The organism is Halobacterium bonnevillei, from assembly GCF_009831555.1.
GTDB classification, from domain to species: domain Archaea; phylum Halobacteriota; class Halobacteria; order Halobacteriales; family Halobacteriaceae; genus Halobacterium; species Halobacterium bonnevillei.
Window position 1 is genome coordinate 1 of sequence record NZ_WUUU01000030.1, and the last position, 22,786, is coordinate 22,786.

Below are 22,786 nucleotides of genomic sequence, written 5' to 3' on the forward strand. Positions count from 1 at the left end.
GGGCGGCGCCGTCGCGTTCCTCGCCGTCGTCGTCGTATTCTACGCGCCGCGGCCCGAGTTCTACGCGGCGTTCGGCGAGCCGACGCGACTGCCGGGCGTGCTGACCGCCGGGACGGCTGGCGCGTGGGCGGAGTTCTGGGGGACCTGGGGGACCGCGGGCAGTGTCTCCCGGGACCACAGCTACATCGCGTTCCTCACGGACGCGCTGCGGACGCTGAGCGCCGCCTCGCTGATGCTCGTCGTCGCGGCCGTCTTCGGGTTCCTCGCGGAGCGGTACGTCGCCGACGACCCCCGCGACTTCGTGCTGTTCGCGGGCTACTGGGGCGTCGCGTCTATCGTGGTCTATCCCGCGATTACGGACATCTCCGGCCACTGGTCGGTCGTTCACGCCGTCGTCCCGCTGGCGATTCCGGCGGCGGTGGGCCTGCGACTGGTGGTCGAACGCGGGTGGTCGGCGTTCACCGACGACGACTACGTGAGCGTCGCGCTCGCCGCCATCGTGTTGCTGGCCGCCGCCGGCCAGATGGGCGCGGTCACCGCCGAGACGTCGTTTCTGATGCCACAGGAGGACGACAACGAACTCGTGCAGTACGGCCAGCCCGCGAGTGACATGCAGGACACGCTGGCCAACGTCGAACGAGTCGCAGCGGCTACCGAGGGCACGGACGTGCTGTACTACGGGGACCACTTCTACGCGCACGGGGAGCCCACGGGTGGTGAAGCCGTCGAACCGAGCGACGTCTCCGACACGAACTGGTTCCACCGCCTCCCGCTGCCGTGGTACACGGGACGCGCCGACGCGGCGACTGACTCGACGCTCAAACTGACCGCCGGGACGGCGACGGGGGAGAACCAGTCGCCGTCCGTCGAGGACACCGACGCACCGGTCGTCATCACGCGCGCGAAACACTACACGGACGTCGCGGGGTACCTGGAGCCGCGGGGCTACGAGAGCTGGACGTACGAGCTGACGTCCTCGAACACGGTCTTCGTGATATTCGTCGACAGCAACGCCTCCGGCTACAAACAGCCGTGAAGACGCGGGCGACCACCCGCAGTGGAATCACCCGCGTCGACGGACCGAGGGAGGGGTCGAACGCCGCCGAGGTACCACGAACGTGAACACTCCACCGGGTAGTTCGGCAATTCTTATACAGGAGTAGGCGGAACGGACGGGTAATGACGCTGCCCGTACCCGGAGCGACAATCGGGGTGGTCGGCGGCGGCCAGCTCGGCCGGATGCTCGCGGAGGCCGCCAGCCCCCTCGGCGTCGACGTGGTCGTCCTGGACCCGACGCCGGACGCCCCCGCGTGCCCGCCTGCGGCCGACCAGCTCGTGGCCGGCTTCGACGACGAGGACGCGATCAGCGACCTCGCCGAGCGCGCTGACGTCCTCACGTACGAAATCGAACTCGCCGACCCGGACGTCCTCGAGTCCGTCGGTGCGGATGCGGGAGTCCCGGTCCACCCGTCGCCGGACACCCTCCGGACGATCCAGGACAAACTCGTGCAGAACCGGGCGTTCGCCGACGCCGGCGTCCCAGTCCCGGACTTCCGCGCCGTGGACGGCGAGGCCGACCTCGAAGCCGCGTTCGACGACCTCGGTCAGCCGTTGATGCTGAAAGCACGGACCGGCGGCTACGACGGCCGCGGGAACGCACCAGTCGAGTCGGCCGCGGACGCCCGCGAGACGTTCGGCGACCTGGACGGCTACGTCGCGGAGGAACTCGTGGACTTCGAGCGCGAACTCTCGGTCATCGCCGTCAGCGGCGACGGAGACGCGGCGACGTTCCCCGTCACCGAGAACGTCCACGAGGCGGAGATTCTGCGCGAATCGGTCGTGCCCGCGCGCACGAGCGACGAAGTACGGAAGCGAGCGACTGAGGTCGCGACGGACGTCCTCGAGGCGCTCGACGGCCGGGGCGTGTTCGGTATTGAACTGTTCGAGCGCGCGTCGCCACGCGACGCGGACGGGTCGACCGGGCGGAGCCCGGGAGACGGCGATGGTCGCGTGCTCGTGAACGAAGTCGCGCCCCGGCCGCACAACTCCGGCCACTACACAATCGAGGGCTGTCACGCGTCCCAGTTCGAGCAGCACGTCCGCGCGCTCTGCGGGCTCCCGCTGGGGGACACGACGCTCCGCGCGCCGACCGTGATGGCGAACGTGCTCGGCGACCCGGATGCCGAGACCCGCCCGGCGGTCCTCGACGGCGTCCCCAGCGCGCTCCGCGACGACCGGATCTCCCTGCACTGGTACGGGAAACGCGAAGTGCGGCCGCTCCGGAAGATGGGGCACGTGACCGCCGTCGGCGACAACCGCGGCGAACTGCTGCTCCGTGCCCGCGCCGCCCGGGACGCGCTCTCGTTCCGCGAGTCGACCGACGACCACGACCAACCGGACTCCACGCAACCATGACCACAGTAGCCGACCTCGTCGACCTGTTCGAATCGGAAGCAACGCACGACCGCCCCAGCGAGGAGACGCCGGACGTCGGCATCGTCATGGGCAGCGACAGCGACCTCGACGTGATGGCCGGCGCCCACGAGGCGCTCACCGACCTCGGATTCGAGGAGGTGACGGACTACGACGACGCCCCCGCCGGGTACTCCTTCGAGTCCTGGGTCGTCTCCGCGCACCGCACGCCCGACCTCATGTACGCGTACGCCGAGACGGCCGCCGACCGCGGCGTCGACGTCATCATCGCGGGCGCCGGCGGGAAGTCCGCGGACCTCCCGAACATGACCGCGTCGCTGGCGTACCCGATTCCCGTGGTCGGCGTCCCCGTCCAGGAGAAGTCCGTCGACTCCGTCATCGGGATGCCGAAAGGCGCACCCATCACCGCCGTGGACGCCGGAAAGTCCTACAACGCGGGGCTGTCCGCCGCACAGTTCCTCGCGACCGACGACCCCGAACTCGCCGCGGAACTGCAGGCACTCCACGACAAACAACGCGACGGCGTCGCGGACGTCTCACTCGCCCTCCACGAGCGCGGCACCCCCGGATTTCGCGCCTCGCGCGACTGAACCGCTACCGCCGGTCGCCCGGACGGACGGAGTGGCCCTCGTACGTCCGATTTCGGGCGCCTGAGGGCTTGGAAGCATAAATCAACGTTTATGGGCGTGCGGTTCAAACCCCCGCACGTCACGGAGATAATTGTATGAATCCATGGATCGCCATCGGTATGCTGGCAGTCGTGGGCGTGCTCATCCCGCTCGGGATGATGGCCGTCTCAGCACTCCTGCGGCCCAGTGTACCTGAACAAGGGAAACGCGCCACCTACGAGAGTGGTGAGATTCCGACGGGGGACGCACGCATCCAGTTCAACATCCAGTACTACATGGTTGCGCTGCTGTTCGTCGTCTTCGACATCGAGACCGTCCTCATCTTCCCGTGGACCGTCATCTACCAGGACGCCGTCCAGTCCGCCGGCCTGACGAGAGCACTGCTGCCGATGCTCGTCTTCATCGGCGTGCTCGTCGTCGGCCTCGCGTGGGCGTGGCGCAAGGGCGCCGTCCGGTGGGTGCGGACACCACGGCACGGAGGGAAACCACATGAGCAGTGACCAACCAAGAGACAGTATTACGGGGAGCAGCGACCCGCTGACGTCGACTCGCGACGCCCGCATCGGCGAGGGCGTCGACAACCGGTTCAACTCGAAGCTTCGCGAGGCGTTCGGCTCGACGCCGTTCATCCTCACGAAGTTCGACAAGTTCATGAACTGGGTTCGCGGGTCCAGCATGTTCATGCTGCAGTTCGGTATCGCTTGCTGCAGCATCGAGATGATGCACACGTACGCGGTGAAACACGACCTCGACCGGTTCGGTTCGGGCGTCCCGCGCGCGTCGCCGCGGCAGGCGGACGTGATGATCGTTCCGGGGACGATCGTCTCGAAGTTCGCGCCGCGCATGAAGCGCGTCTACGACCAGATGCCGGAGCCGAAGTTCGTCGTCAACATGGGGAACTGTTCGACGTCCGGCGGCCCCTTCCAGGAGGGCTACAACGTCGTGAAGGGCGCCGAGGAAGTCATCCCCGTGGACATCCACGTTCCGGGCTGTCCGCCCCGGCCGGAGGCGCTCGTCTACGGCGTCGCCAAACTCCAGGAACGGGTCGCCAACGGCGAGTCTTCGCCGGTGACGGTCAAGCCCTACGAACTCGAGGAGTTCGGCGACCTCGACCGCGACGAGATGGTCGAGAAGCTCTCCGAGGACATCGACGAGGAGACCCTCGTCATGCGCTACAACTGGGCTGATTCGCCATGAGCACGTACGACGAACCGGAGACCCAGCTCCCGACGACCGAGGACGGCGACGTCGACGAGGACGCCATCGCGGACCTCCTCGGCGACCACGTCCTCGACCGGGAGACGCACGGGAACGCCGAAGCGTACGTCGTGCGCGCGGACGCCGTCCAGGACGTCCTCTCGACGCTGAAGGACGACGCCGGGTTCGACCACCTGTCCTGCGTGTCCGCCCAGGAGTACGACGACCGCTTCGAGAGCATCTACCACCTGAAGCAGTACGAGGACCCGACCAACGAGGTCAGCGTCGTCGTTCCGACGCCGCGGGACGAACCGGTCAGCGAGACGGCCGAACCGGTGTTCCGCACGGCCGACTGGCACGAACGCGAGGCCTACGACCTCGTCGGCGTCCAGTACGACGGCCACCCGAACCTCGAGCGCATCCTCCTCCCCGACACCTGGCAGGGCCACCCGCTCGGGAAGGACTACAACAAGGATAAGCCCCAGATTGTGACGTTCGAGGAGAACAAGAACCCGCTGGAGGACCACGCCCGCGGCGGCGAGGACTCGGACACGATGTTCCTCAACATCGGTCCCCACCACCCCGCCACACACGGCGTCCTCCACGTCGAGACAGTCCTCGACGGCGAACAGGTCGCGGACGTCAACCCCGACATCGGCTACCTCCACCGCTGCGAGGAGCAGATGGCCGAGAAGGGCACGTACCGCTACCAGATCATGCCCTACCCGGACCGCTGGGACTACGGGCCGGGCGGCATCATCAACGAGTGGGCGTACGCCCGCACCGCCGAGGACCTCGCGGACATCGACGTGCCGGAGTACGCGCAGGTCATCCGCACGATGTCCGCGGAGATGTGTCGCATCGCGTGCCACCTGCTGGCCACGGGGACGTTCTGTCTGGACATCTACGGCGACTTCACGGCCATCTTCATGTACGCGATGCGGGACCGCGAGATCGTCCAGAACCTCCTCGAGGACCTCACGGGCCAGCGGATGATGTTCAACTACCTGCGCCTCGGCGGCGTGGTGTGGGACATCCCCGAGCCCCGCGAGGAGTACTTCGAGAAGTGCCGGGACTTCCTCGACGACCTCCCGGAGAAACTCGACGAGTACCACGACCTCATCTCGGAGAACGAGATCCTCCAGTCGCGGACCGTCGACACCGGCCACCTCGACCCGGAGATCGCGAAGAACTACGGTGCAACGGGGCCCGTCGCTCGCGGCTCCGGCATCGACTACGACCTCCGCCGCGACGACCCCTACGGCTACTACGACGAACTCGACTGGGACGTCATCACGGAGGACGGCTGCGACAACTACGCCCGCCTGCTCGTCCGCATGCGGGAGATCGAGGAGTCCGCGCGCATCATCGAACAGTGCGTCGACCTCCTCGAGGACTGGCCGGAGGACGATCGCGAGATCCAGTCCAACGTCCCGCGCACGCTGAAGCCCGACGAGGGCGCCGAGACCTACCGCGCCGTCGAGGGCGCGAAGGGCGAACTCGGCATCTACATCCGGTCGGACGGCACCGAGAAGCCCGCGCGGTTCAAGATCCGCAGCCCCGCGTTCTCCAACCTCTCGGCGCTCCAGGAGATGTCCACCGGCGAGTACGTGCCGGACCTCGTCGCCACCCTGGGCAGCCTCGACGTGATTCTCGGGGAGGTGGACCGATAGATGGCGACGCCGACCCCACTCCCCGACACCATCCAGCGCAACATCGGCGTCGACGGGTTCGGGGGCGAACTGCTGTCGATGTTCCTCGCGGCGTTCCTCATCGGGAACATCATGCTCGCGATGACGGGCGTCGCCGGGCCGTGGGCGAAACGCAAGATCACGGCGGCGTTCACCGACCGCATCGCCGTCAACCGCGTCGGCCCGTTCGGCCTGCTCATCATCGTGGCTGACGCCGTCCGCCTGCTCTCGAAGGAACTCATCGTGCCCGAGGGCGCCGACCGCCCCGCGTTCGACCTCGCGCCGATCGTGCTCGCGGGCTCCGCGATGCTCGCGTTCGCCGTCATCCCGATGGGCAACGGCATCCAGCTCGCCGACCCCGAGACAGGGCTGGTGTTCGTGTTCGCGATCGCGTCCATCGCGAGCCTCGGCCTCCTGATGGGCGGCTACGCGTCGAACAACAAGTACAGCCTCATGGGCGGCCTCCGCGCCGTCGCGCAGAACATCGCCTACGAGATTCCGCTCGTCGTCACCGCGGCGTCCGTCGTGCTGTTCACGGGCTCGCTGCAGCTGAGCGAGATCGTCGCCATCCAGCAGAACACGACGCTCGCGAACGTCGCCGGCATCCGGATTCCGGCGTGGTTCGCGTTCGTCAACCCGTTCGCGTTCGTGCTGTTCGTCGTGGCGAACCTCGCGGAAGTCGGGCGGAACCCGTTCGACACGCCCGAAGCGCCGACTGAGATCGTCGGCGGCTACCAGACGGAGTACTCCTCCGTGTACTTCGTGCTGTTCTACCTCGGCGAGTTCCTCCACATCTTCCTCGGCGGCGCGATCATCGCGACGCTGTTCCTCGGCGGGCCAGCCGGGCCGTTCCTGCCCGGGTTCGTCTGGTTCGTCATCAAGATCTGGGCGGTGTTCCTGTTCACGCAGTGGTGCCGGTCCGCGGTACCCCGCGTGCGCATCGACCAGCTCATCGAGATCGGCTGGAAGGGCATGCTCGTGCTCTCCTTTGCCAATCTCGTGTTGACCGCGGCAATCCTCGGGGTGACCGGACTATGATCGGAATCCTGAAATCGATGGCAACGACGATGAAACACGCCCTCGACGGTGAGACGTTCACCGTCGAATACCCGGACGAAGCGCCGGAAGTCAGTCCGCGCTTCCGCGGGGTGCACAAGTTCAGCCAGGAACGCTGTATCTGGTGTCGGCAGTGCGAGAACGTCTGCCCGAACGACACCATCCAGATTGTCACGGACAAGCAGCGCAACGGCGAACAGTACAACCTCCACGTCGGCCAGTGCATCTACTGTCGGCTCTGCGAGGAGGTCTGTCCGGTGGACGCGATTCTCCTGACGGAGAACTTCGAGTTCACCGGGGACACGAAACACGACCTCGTGTTCAACAAAGAACAGTTGAAGAACGTGCCGTGGTACAACGACCTCGACCCGTTGGCGTCCCGCGAACCGGACCGTGGTTCCTGGGTCGGCGAAGGCGAAGGCGAGGTAGACTACCAGTAACTCGATGCGCCCGTCTCGAAACCTACAAAGGGCGTATTTCCGAACCACAAGGTGACTGAAATGACGTACGAAATAATCGCGTTCGGGCTGTTCGCACTGGTCACAGTAGCGGCCAGTCTGGGCGCTGTACTGGTGCGGGACGTGTGGCACTCCGCGCTCCTGCTCGGCGGCTCTCTGTTGAGTTTCGCCGTGCACTACGTGATGCTTCAGGCGGAGTTCGTCGCCGCGATGCAGATACTCGTCTACGTCGGCGGCGTTCTCATCCTCATCACGTTCGCGGTGATGCTCACTCGTCAAACGAGAGGTACAGGGGAGGTGACTAACGCATGACGACGCGTCCACGACTACGGGACCCATCGACGTTCGTGCCCGGTATCGTCGCGGTGGCGTTGTTCGTCGTGCTCTCGGCCGTGTTCCTGAACGCCGGGTTCGGGAGCGCTGTCGGGTTCGGCGGCGACGTGAACATCACGGCGACCATCGGGTACGCGCTCATGGGGCTGCTGGACGTCGCCGGCGACAGCGCCGTCGCCAGCGAGGGGTTCCTCGCGGCGTTCATCATCGTCGCGTTCCTGCTGGACGCGGCGCTGGAGGGGTCCGTGCTGCTCGCGACTCGCGACACCGAGGGAGGTGACGGCGAGTAATGGCGGTCGCCGTCGAGTACTACCTCCTGCTGTCCGCGGCCGTGTTCTGCACGGGCGTCTTCGGCATTCTGACCCGCGAGAACGCACTGATGTTCCTCATCAGCGTCGAGCTGATGTTGAACTCGGCGAACATCAACCTGGTCGCGTTCTCGCACTTCTACGGCAACGCCACCGGCCAGGTGTTCAGCCTGTTCGTGATCGCGCTGGCCGCCGCCGAGGTCGCCGTCGGCCTCGGTATCATTCTCGTGTTGTACCGCAACTTCGACGACGTCGACGTGACCAACGCTACGACGATGAGGTGGTAAGATGGCAGGAGCATTCGACTTCACGGCTGCTGTGCCGCTGTTGCCGTTCGCCGCGTTCCTGATCGCGCTGCTCGTCGGCCACTTCGCGCCCCGGTTGCTGCCGAAAGGCGGCGCGATTCCGGGCATCCTCGCGACCGCCGGGTCGCTGCTGCTCTCCGCGTGGCTGGCGCTCACCGTGAGCCAGGGGACCTACCACACTGAGACCATCTACACGTGGGTCGTCGGCCAGAACACGTTCGACCTGCACTTCGGCGTGCTCGTCGACCCGCTGTCGGCGATGATGCTGGTCATCGTCTCGCTGGTCGCGTTCCTCGTGCACGTGTTCAGCCTCGGCTACATGAACGACGAGGGCGAGACCGGCCTGCCGCGGTACTACGCCGGCCTCGGCCTGTTCACGTTCTCGATGCTGGCGTTCGTCGTCGCGGACAACCTCCTGATGGCGTTCATGTTCTTCGAGCTGGTGGGCCTCTGTTCGTACCTGCTCATCGGCTTCCACTTCCGGGAGGCAGGCCCGCCGAGCGCAGCGAAGAAGGCGTTCCTCGTGACGCGGTTCGGGGACTACTTCTTCCTCATCGGCGTCGTCGGCGTGCTCGCGACGTTCGGTACGTCGCGGTTCCTCGCCGTCTCCGAAGGCGTCGAGAGCTTCCCGCACCTCGCCGAGCAGGCGCTGCTCGCCGCCCAGGGCGAGGGCGCGACGCCCGAACACGTCGCGGGCTTCCTCGACGTCGTCGGGTTCGAGCCACAGACGTGGTTCGCGATTCTGGGGCTGCTGATTCTCGGCGGCGTCATCGGGAAGTCCGCGCAGTTCCCGCTGCACACGTGGCTGCCGGACGCGATGGAAGGCCCGACGCCAGTCTCCGCGCTCATCCACGCCGCGACGATGGTGGCGGCCGGCGTCTACCTCGTCGCGCGCATGTACGGCTTCTACGCGCTGCTCCCGACCGTCCTCGCCATCATCGCGCTGGTCGGCGGGTTCACCGCGCTGTTCGCCGCGACGATGGGCGTCGTAAAGGACGAACTCAAGCAGGTGCTGGCGTACTCCACCATCAGCCAGTACGGCTACATGATGCTGGGGCTCGGTGCGGGCGGCTACATCGCCGCGACCTTCCACCTGATGACCCACGCGTTCTTCAAGGCGCTGCTGTTCCTCGGCGCCGGGTCGGTCATCATCGCGATGCACCACAACGAGGACATGTGGGACATGGGCGGCCTCAAGGAGAAGATGCCCGTGACCTACTACACGTTCCTCTCCGGGAGCCTCGCGCTGGCCGGCATCGTGCCGTTCGCCGGCTTCTGGAGCAAGGACGAAGTGCTGTACGAGGCGCTCATCTACGGGTCCGGCGAGAGCCCGATTCTGCTCGCCGGCTACGCGATGGGGCTGCTCGCCGTGTTCTTCACGGGCTTCTACACGTTCCGGATGGTGTTCCTCACCTTCCACGGCGACGCCCGCACTGACACCGCCGAATCGCCGCACGGCGTCGGCTGGAACGTGAAGTTCCCGCTCGTCGTGCTCGGCGTGCTCGCGGCCACGGTCGGCCTCATCAACATGACGCCGGTCGCGAAACTCACGGGTGAACACATCGAGTTCCTCAAGGACTGGCTCGCCGGTCCACAGGGGTCGGCGTACGCGAACATCGGCTACGAGCACTACCACCACCTGCTCGTCGACTTCGCGGGCTACGGCGCCAACGAGAGCCTCGGTGTGCTCGTGCCCGCCGCTGTCTCCCTGGGCCTCGCGCTCGCCGGCGCCGGCCTCGCGTGGCGGCTCTACAGCGTTCCCGAACCCGTCGAGCACACGGAGAAGCTCGGCGGCATCAAGACCGTCCTGTACAACAACTACTACCAGGACGAATACCAGGTGTGGCTCGCAGAGGGCGTGACGCTGCCGCTCGCTCGCGCCGCCGACACCTTCGACCAGGGCATCATCGACGGCGTCGTCAACGGCGTCAGCAGTGTCAGCCTGTTCGCGGGCGGTCGCATCAAGCGCATCCAGGACGGCATCGTCACGCACTACGCCGCCCTGTTGACGCTGAGTCTCGTCGCACTCCTGGTGGCCTTCGGCCTCCTCGGGGGGTGGTTCTGAATGTTGATTGAAGCACTCATCGCAGTCACGTTCGTCTCGGCGGTCGCCGTGATGCTCGCGCCCGACAAGATAGCGGGCAAACTGGCGTTCGCCCTCAGCCTGCTCCCCGTCGCGGGGAGCCTCTGGATGTTCGGACAGTACGACGCGTCGGGCAACGCCCTCTTCGAAGCGGGCACCCTCGCGTTCGAAACGACCGCGAAGTGGATCACGGTCGGGCCGTACGCGCTCAACTGGCACGTCGGCGTCGACGGCATCAGCATGCCGCTGGTCGTCCTGTCGACGGTCCTGACGTCGCTGGCCATCCTGAGCGCGTGGACGCCCATCCAGGAGCGCCAGAGCCAGTTCTACTCGCTGATGCTGTTCATGCTGGCCAGCCTCCTGGGCGTGTTCACCGCACTGGACTTCTTCGTGTGGTTCGTGTTCTGGGAGTTCGTGCTCGTCCCGATGTACTTCCTCATCGGCATCTGGGGCGGCCCGCGGCGGAAGTACGCCGCGATCAAGTTCTTCGTGTACACGAACGTCGCGAGCCTCGTGATGTTCATCGGGTTCGTCGCGCTCGTGTTCGCGCTGGACGTCAACTCCTTCGACATGATCGCCGTGACGTCCGCGCTGGCCAACGACAGCTTCGCGACCACGTACGGCCTCGGCGCCGAGACCCTGAAGGTCGTCGCGTTCTTCGCGATGTTCTTCGGGTTCGCAGTGAAGGTGCCGACGGTCCCCCTGCACACGTGGCTGCCGGACGCCCACGTGCAGGCCCCGACGCCAGCGTCCGTCATGCTGGCGGGCGTCCTCCTGAAGATGGGGACGTACGCGATGCTCCGGTTCAACTTCACGATGCTCCCGGGCGTCGCGCGGGACTACGCGGTTCTCATCGCCATCTTCGCCGTGGTGTCGGTCATCTACGGCGCGATGCTGGCGCTCGCCCAGCAGGACCTCAAGCGCATCGTCGCGTACTCCTCGGTGTCGTCGATGGGGTACGTCATCCTCGGACTGGTCGCGTACAACGTCTACGGCCTCGGCGGCGCGACGTTCCAGATGGTCGCCCACGGCCTCATCTCGGGGCTGATGTTCATGTGCGTCGGCGTCATCTACAACGTCGCCCACACCCGCATGGTCGGCGACCTCTCCGGCATCGCGGACAAGATGCCGGTCACCGCCGCGGTGTTCGTCGCCGCGGCGTTCGGCTACATGGGACTGCCGCTGATGGCCGGGTTCGCTGGTGAAGTGTTCATCTTCATCGGCGGGTTCCAGGCGACGTTCCCGTACGCCCAGCTGTTCACGGCGGTGGCGATGTTCGGCATCGTCGTTGTCGCGGGCTACCTGCTGTTCGCGATGCAGCGCGTCCTCTTCGGGCCGTTCAGCGCGGACACCGACTACGACATCGTGCCCGCGGCGAGCCACGACACGTTCGCAATCGTCGTGCTCGTGTTGCTCGTCATCGTGCTCGGGACGGCCCCCGAGGTGTTCTATGGAATGATTCAGGACGCGGTCAACCCGATGGTGGACTCGTTCCCGGAGGCAACCGCCGTCCTCACCGGAGGTGAGCTCTGATGGTGGAGCTGCCACCGCTGACGCCCCAGATCGTCCTGGGCGTGACCGCGATCGTGCTGTTCGGCGTCGACATCGTCGCGCCGAACACCCGCAAGAACGGGCTGCTTGCGGGCATCAGCGCCGCCGGTACATCCCTCGCCGCCGCGACAGCCGTGTGGTTCCTCGCGGCCGGCACCGGCGACTTCCGGTTCGTGCAGTTCGACGGCGCGCTGGTCGTCGACGCGCTCAGCCTGTTCTTCGCGTTCATCGTCGGCAGCGTCGCCACGCTCGTCGTGGTGGCGAGCTACGACTACGTGCGGGAGGAAGACCACCTCGCGGAGTTCTACTCCCTGGTCATCCTGGCCGCCACCGGCATGACGCTGATGGCGTCCGCGAACAGCCTCGTGACGGTGTTCGTCGCGCTGGAACTGGCGAGCCTGCCGTCGTACGCACTCGTCGCGTTCCTGAAGACGAACCGCGGCAGCGTCGAAGCCGGCCTGAAGTACTTCCTCATCGGCGCGCTGTCCTCGGCCGTGATGGCGTACGGCATCAGCCTCATCTACGCCACCACCGGCACGCTCCTGCTGGACGACATCGCGGCGGCCGTCACCGGCACCGAACTCGGTGGCGTGCTCGGCCTCGGCATCGTGATGCTCGCCGGCGGATTCGCGTTCAAGACGGCGTCCGTGCCGTTCCACTTCTGGGCGCCGGAGGCCTACGAGGGCGCGCCAGCGCCGATCAGCGCGTTCCTCTCGTCGGCGTCGAAGGCCGCCGGCTTCGCGGTCGCGTTCCGCGTGTTCACCACGGCGTTCCCGCTGGACGCGGTCGCTGCGACCGCCGTCGACTGGTCGCTGCTGTTCGTCGTGCTGGCCGTCGTCACGATGACGCTCGGGAACTTCGCCGCGGCCACCCAGGACACCGTCAAGCGGATGCTCGCGTACTCGTCCATCGGGCACGCGGGCTACGTCCTGATGGGGCTGGCCGCTCTGCAGAGCGGCGCGACGGACGCGAACTCGTTCGTGCTCGGCGCGTCGATGACCCACCTGCTGGTCTACGGCTTCATGAACACGGGCGCGTTCCTGTTCGTCGCGCTCGCCGAGTACTGGGACGTCGGCCGGACGTTCGAGGACTACAACGGCCTGGCGACCCGCGCCCCGGTGGCGTGCGTCGCGATGACCGTGTTCATGTTCAGCCTCGCCGGTCTCCCGGTGGGCGGCGGGTTCCTCTCGAAGTACCTGCTGTTCGCGGGGACCGTGCAGGCCGGCTTCGCGTGGCTGGCCGCCGTCGCGGCGATCAACAGCGCGCTGTCGCTGTACTACTACTCGCGCGTCGTGAAGGCCATCTGGATCGAGGACCCGAGCGACGACCTGACGCTGCGCGGAACGCCGACGGGCCTCTACACGGCCGTCATCGCCGCGGGCGTCGCGACGGTCGTCCTCCTGGTGGCGTTCGACCCGGTCGCGCAGACCGCGATCCACGCCGCCGAGGTCCTGTTCGCGCTGTAAGCGAACAGGCCCGCTGACGCGGTTCAACCGACTATTAACCGTTCGTTCGAGGATGTAGATTCTTCCGGCGCGCGTCGCGTCTCGGCTTCAGGAGTACCAACAGCCAGGAGCCGCCCTGGCCGTGGGGAATCGCCCCGGACACCTCAGACGGGGCTGACCGGCGGGTCCGCGTTCGCTACGACGGCGTCGGCCTTCCCGACGACGAAATCCCGGAGGACGAGCGTGTCCAGCCCCATCGCGGAGAAGTCCGTCAGCGACTCCGTCGACGGCCTCCGGAGTCGCTTGTTCAGCTTGCAGTTGAGCGCGACGCCGCCCGCGAACGCGAGGGTGGTCGTCTCCATCCGGTCCACCGACAGCCGCGGCGCTCACAGTCGTCCAGCGCTTCGAGGACAGCGACGCTTATGCACAGGATAATATTGGACGCCGAGGGCGGACCGCTGGGGCATGAGCAGCGACACACCGACCCGGCGGCGGTTTCTCTCCCGAACTGTCGTCGTCGCGAGTGCGCTCGCCACCGCGGGATGTCTGACTGGCGGCCCGGGCGACAGCGACGATCGAGCGTCAGGGACGACTGCTGACAATGCAAACGGGAACACCGCGGTACACTCGGAACCGAGCGGGGAGACGTCCACAGACACCGGCGACACGACCACGGAGCGTCCCCCGACCGTCTCGTTCGAGGCGCCGCACGGCGCCACGATCGAGGCGACGTCGTACGGCAGCGGAGCGTGCGGCGTCGTACTGGTCCCCCAGGTCAACGTGGAACGGGGAAGCTGGCAGCCCCAGGGGGAGATGCTCGCGGAGATGGGGCACCTGGCGCTCGCTATCGACGAGGACCCCGAGGACAGGGCAGCGTCCGTCCGCGGCGCCATCCAGTATCTCCGACAGCAGCAGTCCGTTTCGAGCATCGTCCTCGTCGGCGCAAGTACTGGCGGCGAAGCCGTCCTGGTCGCGAACGCTGAGACGGACGCCACCGTCGACGGAACGATCACGCTCTCGGCTGCCGGCGGCGCCGACCACGCGTCGGAGCTCCAGGGGCGGTCGCTGTTCGTGGTCAGCGAAGACGACGAAGACCGGTTCGTTCGAATCGCCCGGGAACTCCACCGGGGCGCGCCAGAACCGAAGGAGCTGGTGGAGTACGGCGGGGATGCACACGGGCAGGGACTGTTCGACTCGGAGCACGGCGGCGGCCTGCGAAACCGGGTTCGGACGTTCACCGCCGAGGTCTGTGCGGACTGACAGCGAAACCGGTCCGTCAAGCACTCGATACTACGGCCGGGCCACCACCCGTCACGAAGCTGCGGAGCAATCAGCCGGACGCGGTCGGATACGCACAACCACGCGCCCCCACCGGGAACGACTGACAGCGGTACCTTTTAGCCGACCCAGTAGGTATCACGGGCGTACAATGGTTTCTCGGTTAGTTCTCGGCTGTGGCACGACCGGCCACGCGCTCGTCGAGGACCTGACCGAGCGCCGCGGCGAACTGTTCGTCTTGGACGGCGACGAGAGCCGCGTCGAGTCGCTTCGCAACGAGAAAGTCGCCGCGGAAGTCGGCGACGTGACCGACCCGGACGCGATCCGAGGGGCGGAGCGCGACGCAGACGTGGTCGTCGTGGCAGGGGACCGGGCCGACGTGAACGCGCTCGCGGTCGAAGCCGCCCGCGAGGTCTACCCTGCTGCAAAGCTGCTCGCGTTCGTCGGGTTCGAGGCGACCCTCGCGGACCGAGCGACCATCGACTCGCTGGCGGACGCCGTCGTCGACCCGGGTTCGGCGGTGCTAACCCACGTCGACGAAGTTGCGGCGTCCGGAACGTCCGCGAAACTACAGGCGCTCCGGCGAACCCTGGAGGGTATCTCGGGGACGCTCGGCGTCTTCATGCACGACAACCCGGACCCCGACGCGATTGCAGCGGGCGTCGGCCTGGCGCGCATCGCCGAGGAGTTCGGCGTCGACACGGAGGTGTGTTACTTCGGGGAGATCTCCCACCAGGAGAACCGCGCGTTCGTCAACCTCCTTGAGCTGGACGTGCGCAACGTCACCGTCGACGAGGAGTTCGCCTTCGACGCCTACGCGCTCGTCGACCACTCCGCGCCGGGCGTCAACGACCAGCTCCCGCCCGACACTGACGTAGACATCATCGTCGACCACCACCCACTGAAGGACGACGTAAACGCCGACTTCGTGGACGTCCGCGACCAGCTGGGCGCCGCAAGCACCATCCTCGTGGAGTACATCCGCGGGTACGGGCTGGACTTGGACGAACCGATCGCGACGGCACTCCTGTACGGCATCCGCGTGGACACCAAGGACTTCGCGCGCGAGATCACGACCGACGACTTCGAGGCCGGCGCGTGGCTGGTGTCGCGCGCGGACACGGACGTCCTCGAACGCATCGAGAGCCCGTCCATCAACGCGGACACCCTCGACACCATCTCGCGAGCCATCACCAACCGGGAACTGGACGGCTCTGTGCTGGCGTCCTGTGTCGGCGCAATCGCCGACCGGGACACCCTCGCGCAGGCCGCCGACCGCCTCCTCGCGATGCGCGGCGTCTCCGTGACGTTCGTCTACGGCTACACCGAGGGCACAATCTACGCGTCCGCGCGCTCCCGCGGCAGCGACGTCGACCTCGGCGAAGTCCTGCGGTCTGCGTTCGGCGACCTCGGCAGCGCCGGCGGCCACCACGACATGGCCGGCGCGCAACTCCCGCTGGGCCTCTTCGACGAGATCGGCGCCGAAGCGGAAGGCACGCTCACGGAGATGGTCGAGGACGTCGTCGCCACCCGATTCTTCGAGGAAATCCGGAACTGAGCGACTGCGACCAGCGGACTCCCGGACTGCACAGAGCGACCGCCGCTCGCTACAACGTTGCCTCGCGTTGCTCGGCCACGCTGCTCGCACATCCCGCGGACTCGCTCCGCTCGTCGCGCTTCGCTCGGCCACGCTCGGTGCGTTTTTGCCGGTCCGTACGCTACGGGTAGTACGATGGATTCGGCGCTCGACCTCAACGGGGCCAAACCGACGGTCGAAGACTACATGACGCGGGACGTGGCGACGGTGTCGCCGGACGACACAGTGCGGGACGTCGCGACGCGCATCTCGGAGAGCGAACACAACGGCTTCCCGGTGACGGACGGGCGACGCGTCGAGGGGTTCGTCTCGGCGCGCGACCTCCTGCTGGCGGCGCCGAACGAGCTCGTTTTCAAGGTGATGAGCGACGACCTCATCGTCGCGCACCCGGACATGAAGGTGACCGACGCCGCGCGAGTCATCCTGCGCTCGGGCATCCAGAAACTCCCCGTCGTCGACGACGCCGGCAACCTCGTGGGCATCATCTCGAACTCGGACGTCATCCGCTCCCAGATCGAGCGCGCGACCCCGGAGAAAGTCGGGAAACTCAAGCGCACGCTGGAGACGATTCACGGCATCGAAGCCCGCGAGGAACGGCGCACGGTCCCGCTCGCTAACCTCGTGCCCACGCAGGGGAAGGTGTACGCGGACGAACTGGAGGGGCGCCGCTACGAACTCGAACACGGCCTCGCCGAACCGCTGGTCGTCATCGACAACAGCGGCTCGGACGACGGCGCGAACCTCCTGCTCGCGGACGGCCACCACCGCGTGATGGCGGCCGAACGCGCGGGCATCGAGGAGATGGACGCGTACGTCATCGTGCTGGAGCGCCGCGTCGACCTCGGGATGGCGCGCACCGCCGAGAAGGAAGGCCTCGAATCGATCACCGACATCAACGTCGTGGACTACGCCCACCACCCGCTCGTGGAGACCGTCGAGCGCCTGCAGTAACGGCTGCGAGCGAAGCGGCCGTCAGGTCGTCTCCACCGTGAAGTCCTCGTGGACGCGAAGCGTCACCTCGTCGCCCTCGACGCCGACAGTGAGTTCGACGACCGACTGGTCATCGGCGACGAACTCGGCGTCGCCCCTTGCGCCGACGAACTCGAGGTCGGTGAGGAACTGGCGGCGGACGTCGACGCCGTGGTCGTAGTACAGAGAGACGACCGCGGGGTGGCGCACGACGAGCGCGCCGACGGGAAGTTCCGCTGCCATCCAGCAGCTCAGGCACTCGGACCTCGCGCGCAGGTGGCCGTCGTCGGCGCGCTCGAAGTGCTCGAGCTCCATGCTCCCCGAGCAGATCGGGCACACGCCGTCGGCCACCGCTTCGACGTCCCGCTGGAGGTCGCCGACGACGAACGACACGATGTCCTGGATGGTCGACCCGGCGGCCGTCGCCGGTGGAACGGACGTCTCGACGAAGACGTCGTCCCCGTTCTCGCACTCGACGGTGACCACCTGGTTCTCGTAGGTGGCGGCGAGTTGGTCGCCGCAGGCGGGACAGTCGTAGTCGACCGTGCCGGGCCGTGGTTCGAGGTCTGCGGTGTACGTCCCGGACTCGATGGAGCCGATGGCTTTCAGTCCGACCGCCGTCGGCGCGTAGCCGCCGTCGCGTTTGACGACGAACTGGTCCTGGAGTTTCCCGAGGTGGTAGTTGAACCGGCCGGCGTCGTCGAAGCCGACGGCGCGCCGGAGGTCCGAGAACTCCACGGTCGATTCGTCGACGACGTGCGTGCGGTCGGCGAGTTCGCGGAGAATCGCTACGCGCGACGCGTCCGACAGCACGTCGAAGGCGTCGGCCGCATCGGTGTCGCGGTCGCTCATACGCCGGGGTTGCCGCCCAGCGGTAAAAACCCATTCCTGTCGGCCCACCAATAGAAAGTCCCTTCTGGAAACGAACGGACAGAAGCGTCATTCTGGAAACCATTATCCGGGCGTGGAACCACGCACACGAGTATGAGTCAGGCGACACGGCGACCGAGTCGGTCCGACACGTCGTCGGACGGCGACCCCGAAGCCGCCGGTGAGACAGTCCTCGCAGTCGACAACCTCCAGAAGACGTACGGCGACGGCGACGACGCCGTCCACGCCGTCGACGGCGTCTCCTTCGCGGTCGACCGCGGCGAAGTCGTCGGCGTCCTCGGCCCGAACGGCGCCGGCAAGACGACCACGATCAAGTCGATTCTCGGCCTCGTCGTCCCCACGGCGGGCACCGTCGAGATCGCCGGCGTGAACGCAGCCGACGACGCGCGAGCAGTCTACCAGCACGTCGGCGCGATGCTGGAGGGCGCGCGGAACACGTACTGGCGGCTGACCGTCGCCGAGAACCTCCGGTTTTTCGCCGCGCTCGGCGGCCGCGACCCCGACGTCGCACGCGACCGCCACGAACGCCTCCTCGAGCAGTTCAACCTCGCCGACAAAGCCGACGAACCGGTCAACGACCTCTCCCGCGGCCAGAAGCAGAAGGTGTCGCTGGCCGCGACCCTCGCGCGCGGCACCGACGTCGTGTTCCTCGACGAACCGACGCTCGGCCTCGACGTCGAAGCGTCCGTGGAACTCCGCCGAGAACTCCGACGCCTCGCCGACGAGGAGGACATCACCATCGTGCTGTCCAGCCACGACATGGACGTCGTCGAGAGCGTCTGCGACCGCGTCGTCATCCTCGCCGACGGCCAGGTCATCGCCGACGACCCCGTCGAGGACCTCGTCGGCGTCTTCGAAACCCAGGCGTACCGCGTCACCGTCGAAGGCCAGGTGCCCGGCGGCGTCCGAACGCAGCTCACCGACAGCTACCACACCGAGAACTGGGACGTCCTCGAGGACCGCACGCGCTTCGACGTGACGCTCGCGGACGGCGACACCCTCCACGGCGTCCTGGACGTCCTCCAGGCCGCCGACCGCCAACTGCTGGACGTCGACGGCCTCGAACCGGACCTCGAGGACGTCTTCCTCGACGTCACCGGCACGGCGCCCGGCAGCGACGCCGACGAGGGAGGTGACGGCGAATGAGTGCGCCGACGCAGTCCGCGGGCTTCGACACCGGGCCACGGGGCTACCTCCGGTATTTCCTCGCGGCGTTCCGCAAGCGACTGCTGTTGTTACTCCGGTACCCCGTGAACACCATCTCCCAGTTCGGGACCATCCTCCTGGTGTTCTTCGTGGTGTTCTACGGCGGCCGCGCGGTCGCCCCGACCGCCATCTCGGACAGCATCGAGGGCATCATCGTCGGCTACCTGCTGTGGAGCATGTCCATCACGGCGTACTCCGGCCTCTCGTGGGGCGTCACCCGGGAAGCCCAGTGGGGTACGCTCGAACAGCTGTTCATGTCGCCGTTCGGGTTCGGCCCCGTGATGGTCGTGAAGATGGTCGTCAACGTCCTCGAGTCCTTCCTCTGGGGCGCACTCACGCTGCTCGTGATGATGACCGTGACCGGCCACTGGCTCGCCGTCGACCCCCTGACCGTGGTGCCGCTCGGCGCGCTCGCGCTCGCGCCAGCCGTCGGCATCGGGTTCTTCTTCGGCGGCCTCGCCATCCGCTTCAAGCGCATCGAGAACGCCTTCCAGCTGATGCAGTTCTTCTTCATCGGCCTCATCGCGGCGCCCGTCGCCCAGTACCCCCTGATGAAGTGGCTGCCGCTCGCGCAAGGGAGCCAGCTCCTCCAGACCGCGATGAAAGACGGCGTCGCCCTCTGGAACCTCCCCGCGGGCGAACTCGCCGTGCTCGTCGCCACCGCCGTCGGCTACCTCGCGCTCGGCTACGCGGCCTTCCACTACTGCCAGCGGTGGGCGCGCCGCGAAGGCGTCATGGGCCACTACTGAGCGGCGACCTGGAATCCGGGCCCGCGGCTCGGAAGTCGCCGCTCGCTTGTCCGCGGTCCCCCTCCGGTCCGCCACGCTGCTCACGGTTCGCTCCGCTCACCGTTCGCTGTAACGTGCTCGGCCGTGGGCCGAGCACGCCTCCCTCGAAACCTCTATGAACGTTCCGGCAAATCATCAGTCCATGTACGACGAGGACGACCTCGCTGACATCCGGGAGGCCCGCGAGGACTGGGCGGACGAGACCCTGGACCCAGTACTCGACGCGTACGGCGAGCGGAAGGACCGGTTCGCGACCGTCTCCAACCTGGAAGTCGACCGACTGTACACCCCCGACGACGTGGCGGACGTCGACTACACGGACGACCTCGGGTTCCCCGGGGAGTTCCCGTACACGCGCGGCGTCTACCCGACCGGATACCGCGGGCGCACGTGGACGATGCGGCAGTTCGCCGGCTTCGGCACGGCCGAGGAGACCAACGAGCGATTCCACTACCTCATCGAGAACGGCCAGACCGGGCTGTCGACGGCCTTCGACATGCCCTCGCTGATGGGGCTGGACTCCGACGACCCGATGAGCCTCGGGGAGGTCGGCAAAGAGGGCGTCGCCGTCGACACCCTCCGGGACATGGAGATCCTCTTCGACGGCATCGACCTCGACGAGGTCTCCACGTCGTTCACCATCAACCCGAGCGCGCCCGTCATCTACGCGATGTACCTCGCGCTCGCCGACCAGCAGGGCGTCCCACGCGAGGAGATTCGGGGCACCCTCCAGAACGACATGCTCAAGGAGTTCATCGCGCAGAAGGAGTGGGTGGTCCCGCCGGAGCCGTCGCTGGACCTCGTCACCGACGTGGTGGAGTACTGCGCCGAGGAGACGCCGAAGTTCCACCCCATCAGCATCTCGGGGTACCACATCCGCGAAGCCGGCTCGACTGCCGTCCAGGAGCTGGCGTTCACGCTCGCCGACGGGTTCGCGTACGTCGAGGACGCGATCGAGCGCGGCCTCGACGTCGACGACTTCGCGCCCACGCTCTCCTTCTTCTTCAACTCCCACAACTCCATCTTCGAGGAGATCGCGAAGTTCCGCGCCGCCCGCCGCATCTACGCCCGCGTGATGGACGACTGGTACGGCGCCGAGGCGGAGGCGTCCAAGCAGCTGAAGTTCCACACGCAGACCGCCGGCCAGAGCCTCACCGCCCAGCAGCCCCTGAACAACATCGCGCGCGTCACGCTCCAGGCGCTGGCGGCGGTGCTCGGCGGCAGCCAGAGCATCCACACGAACTCCTACGACGAGGCGCTCGCGCTCCCCAGCGAGGAGGCGGTTCGCGTCGCGCTGCGTACACAACAGATCATCGCCGACGAGTCCGGCGCGGCGGACATCGTCGACCCCCTGGGCGGCAGTTTCGCCGTCGAATCCCTCACCGACGAGGTCGAGGAGGAGGCGATGGCGTACATCGAGGAGATCAAGCAGATGGGCGACGGCTCCGTCCGCGACGGCGTCCTGCAGGGCGTCGAAGAGGGCTACTTCCACCGCGAGATCCAGGAGTCCGCCTACGAGTACCAGCAGCGCGTCGACGCGGGCGAGGAGACGGTCGTCGGCGTCAACAAGTACGAGGTCGACGACGACACCAGCACGGACATCCTCCAGATCGACGAGGACGCCACCCGCGACCGCCAGCTCAACCGCCTTGAGGCCGTCAAGGAGGAACGCGACGACGAGGCGGTCGAGGCGGCGCTGGCCGCGCTCGAGAACGCCATCCACAGCGACGAGAACACCATCCCGTACATCGTCGACGCCGTGAAGGCGTACGCGACGATGGGCGAGATCATGCAGGTCTTCGAAGACGAGTTCGGCAGCTACCAGGAGACGGCCGCCGCAGCCTGACTCCGCCGTCGAGGACCCGCCTCGAAACGCCGGTCGCCGACGCCACCCGACTCCAGTCAACGTCGGTTTCGTTGCACAGCAGTGACGTGCAGCGGTCTGCATCGGCGCCCCGTTCGTCAAATCAGAGTACCGTGTACTGTCTCGCCCGCGGCGCTACTCGAAGATGCGTCTCCGCGGGAGACTGAACAAACCTTATAGCCGTGTTCATCAATGTCTAGCGTGATGAGTGAAGAAACACAACTCGAAGCACGGCTGGCCGAACAGGACACCTTCGAGCCCCCGGAATCGTTCGTCGAGCAGGCGAACGTCAGCGACCCGGACATCCACGAGGACTTCGACGAGAACTGGCCGGAGTGCTGGGAGCAGGCGGCGGCCCTCCTCGACTGGAACGTCGAGTACGACACGGTGCTGGACGACAGCAATCCGCCGTTCTACGAGTGGTTCACGGGCGGCGAATTGAACGCCTCCGTGAACTGCCTCGACCGACACCTCGACGAGCGCGGCGACGAGGCCGCCATCGAGTGGGTGGGTGAGCCGACGGACGAGGACAACCGGACGTACACGTACGAGGAGCTCCACCGCGAGGTCAACGAGTTCGCGGCCGCACTCCGGGAGTTGGGCGTCGAGGAGGACGACGTCGTCACGATGTACATGCCGATGATTCCGGAGTTGCCGGTGGCGATGCTGGCGTGTGCGCGCATCGGCGCGCCCCACTCCGTGGT

The 22,786-nt window shown here is 67.1% G+C and carries 22 protein-coding genes and 1 pseudogene; 21 read left to right on the plus strand and 2 right to left on the minus strand.

Annotation, left to right across the window (positions count from 1 at the left end; genetic code table 11):
• The 14 genes and pseudogenes from GRX66_RS05870 to GRX66_RS05935 all read left to right on the plus strand — a co-directional run.
• On the plus strand, window positions 1–1,036 hold a 1,036-nt coding region (locus GRX66_RS05870; protein ID WP_159525706.1), incomplete at its 5' end, for a flippase activity-associated protein Agl23.
• Between the two features lie 95 nt (window positions 1,037–1,131).
• Window positions 1,132–2,415 (plus strand): annotated as a pseudogene (locus GRX66_RS05875) (5-(carboxyamino)imidazole ribonucleotide synthase); the annotation flags it as partial.
• The gene (purE, locus tag GRX66_RS05880) at window positions 2,412–3,023 is read left to right on the plus strand and encodes a 5-(carboxyamino)imidazole ribonucleotide mutase (RefSeq protein WP_159525708.1); all 612 of its coding nucleotides are present in this window, start codon (window positions 2,412–2,414) and stop codon (window positions 3,021–3,023) included. The pseudogene GRX66_RS05875 and the gene purE, both read left to right, overlap by 4 nt.
• Window positions 3,024–3,157: 134 nt before the next feature.
• Window positions 3,158–3,562 (plus strand): NADH-quinone oxidoreductase subunit A, encoded by a 405-nt coding sequence (locus GRX66_RS05885; RefSeq protein ID WP_159525709.1) that lies wholly within the window; start codon window positions 3,158–3,160, stop codon window positions 3,560–3,562.
• On the plus strand, window positions 3,552–4,259 hold the full coding sequence (locus GRX66_RS05890; RefSeq protein ID WP_159525710.1) for an NADH-quinone oxidoreductase subunit B: 708 nt from the start codon (window positions 3,552–3,554) through the stop codon (window positions 4,257–4,259). The genes GRX66_RS05885 and GRX66_RS05890 overlap by 11 nt, the downstream gene beginning before the upstream one ends.
• The gene (locus GRX66_RS05895; RefSeq protein ID WP_159525711.1) at window positions 4,256–5,932 is read left to right on the plus strand and encodes an NADH-quinone oxidoreductase subunit D; all 1,677 of its coding nucleotides are present in this window, start codon (window positions 4,256–4,258) and stop codon (window positions 5,930–5,932) included. The genes GRX66_RS05890 and GRX66_RS05895 overlap by 4 nt, the downstream gene beginning before the upstream one ends.
• Complete coding sequence (locus GRX66_RS05900; RefSeq protein ID WP_159525712.1) at window positions 5,933–6,988, plus strand: complex I subunit 1/NuoH family protein; 1,056 nt, start codon at window positions 5,933–5,935, stop codon at window positions 6,986–6,988.
• A complete protein-coding gene (locus GRX66_RS05905; RefSeq protein ID WP_159525713.1) occupies window positions 6,985–7,446 on the plus strand; it encodes a NuoI/complex I 23 kDa subunit family protein in 462 nt (153 codons plus the stop codon). Before GRX66_RS05900 ends, GRX66_RS05905 begins: the two co-directional genes overlap by 4 nt.
• Before the next feature lie 60 nt (window positions 7,447–7,506).
• On the plus strand, window positions 7,507–7,776 hold the full coding sequence (locus tag GRX66_RS05910) for an NADH-quinone oxidoreductase subunit J (protein WP_159525714.1): 270 nt from the start codon (window positions 7,507–7,509) through the stop codon (window positions 7,774–7,776).
• Window positions 7,773–8,087, plus strand: a complete 315-nt coding sequence (locus GRX66_RS05915) for a proton-conducting membrane transporter (protein ID WP_159525715.1) — start codon at window positions 7,773–7,775, stop codon at window positions 8,085–8,087. The genes GRX66_RS05910 and GRX66_RS05915 overlap by 4 nt, the downstream gene beginning before the upstream one ends.
• The gene (gene nuoK / locus GRX66_RS05920; protein ID WP_159525716.1) at window positions 8,087–8,392 is read left to right on the plus strand and encodes an NADH-quinone oxidoreductase subunit NuoK; all 306 of its coding nucleotides are present in this window, start codon (window positions 8,087–8,089) and stop codon (window positions 8,390–8,392) included. The genes GRX66_RS05915 and nuoK overlap by 1 nt, the downstream gene beginning before the upstream one ends.
• A 1-nt stretch (window position 8,393) precedes the next feature.
• Window positions 8,394–10,475 (plus strand): NADH-quinone oxidoreductase subunit L, encoded by a 2,082-nt coding sequence (gene nuoL, locus GRX66_RS05925; protein WP_159525717.1) that lies wholly within the window; start codon window positions 8,394–8,396, stop codon window positions 10,473–10,475.
• The gene (locus GRX66_RS05930; protein ID WP_159525718.1) at window positions 10,476–12,026 is read left to right on the plus strand and encodes a complex I subunit 4 family protein; all 1,551 of its coding nucleotides are present in this window, start codon (window positions 10,476–10,478) and stop codon (window positions 12,024–12,026) included.
• Complete coding sequence (locus GRX66_RS05935; protein ID WP_159525719.1) at window positions 12,026–13,510, plus strand: NADH-quinone oxidoreductase subunit N; 1,485 nt, start codon at window positions 12,026–12,028, stop codon at window positions 13,508–13,510. The genes GRX66_RS05930 and GRX66_RS05935 overlap by 1 nt, the downstream gene beginning before the upstream one ends.
• A 143-nt stretch (window positions 13,511–13,653) precedes the next feature.
• On the opposite strand, the gene GRX66_RS05940 is transcribed toward GRX66_RS05935, so the two are convergent.
• On the minus strand, window positions 13,654–13,851 hold the full coding sequence (locus GRX66_RS05940) for a hypothetical protein (protein ID WP_159525720.1): 198 nt from the start codon (window positions 13,849–13,851) through the stop codon (window positions 13,654–13,656).
• A 103-nt stretch (window positions 13,852–13,954) separates the two neighbouring features.
• On the opposite strand from GRX66_RS05940, the gene GRX66_RS05945 reads away from it, so the two are divergent.
• The 3 genes from GRX66_RS05945 to GRX66_RS05955 all read left to right on the plus strand — a co-directional run bounded on the left by GRX66_RS05945 (window position 13,955) and on the right by GRX66_RS05955 (window position 17,315).
• The gene (locus GRX66_RS05945; RefSeq protein WP_159525721.1) at window positions 13,955–14,749 is read left to right on the plus strand and encodes a dienelactone hydrolase family protein; all 795 of its coding nucleotides are present in this window, start codon (window positions 13,955–13,957) and stop codon (window positions 14,747–14,749) included.
• Window positions 14,750–14,918: 169 nt separating this feature from the next.
• Entirely contained in the window at window positions 14,919–16,325 is a 1,407-nt protein-coding gene (locus tag GRX66_RS05950; protein WP_159525722.1) for a DHH family phosphoesterase, read from the plus strand.
• A 174-nt stretch (window positions 16,326–16,499) separates the two neighbouring features.
• Entirely contained in the window at window positions 16,500–17,315 is an 816-nt protein-coding gene (locus GRX66_RS05955) for a CBS pair associated ParBc domain-containing protein (protein WP_159525723.1), read from the plus strand.
• A 21-nt stretch (window positions 17,316–17,336) separates the two neighbouring features.
• Here GRX66_RS05955 and GRX66_RS05960 read toward each other — a convergent pair whose 3' ends face one another.
• Complete coding sequence (locus GRX66_RS05960) at window positions 17,337–18,185, minus strand: DUF7351 domain-containing protein (RefSeq protein ID WP_159525724.1); 849 nt, start codon at window positions 18,183–18,185, stop codon at window positions 17,337–17,339.
• Between the two features lie 132 nt (window positions 18,186–18,317).
• Here GRX66_RS05960 and GRX66_RS05965 point away from each other — a divergent pair, with 132 nt between their 5' ends.
• From GRX66_RS05965 to GRX66_RS05980, 4 genes are all read left to right on the plus strand, one after another.
• The gene (locus tag GRX66_RS05965; protein WP_159525725.1) at window positions 18,318–19,370 is read left to right on the plus strand and encodes an ABC transporter ATP-binding protein; all 1,053 of its coding nucleotides are present in this window, start codon (window positions 18,318–18,320) and stop codon (window positions 19,368–19,370) included.
• Complete coding sequence (locus tag GRX66_RS05970; protein WP_201292939.1) at window positions 19,367–20,179, plus strand: ABC transporter permease; 813 nt, start codon at window positions 19,367–19,369, stop codon at window positions 20,177–20,179. The genes GRX66_RS05965 and GRX66_RS05970 overlap by 4 nt, the downstream gene beginning before the upstream one ends.
• Before the next feature lie 181 nt (window positions 20,180–20,360).
• Window positions 20,361–22,064, plus strand: coding sequence for an acyl-CoA mutase large subunit family protein (locus GRX66_RS05975; protein WP_159525726.1), 1,704 nt, complete (start codon window positions 20,361–20,363; stop codon window positions 22,062–22,064).
• 222 nt (window positions 22,065–22,286) lie between these two features.
• Window positions 22,287–22,786, plus strand: a 500-nt coding sequence (locus tag GRX66_RS05980) for an AMP-binding protein (protein WP_159525727.1), incomplete at its 3' end; no start/stop codon positions are given.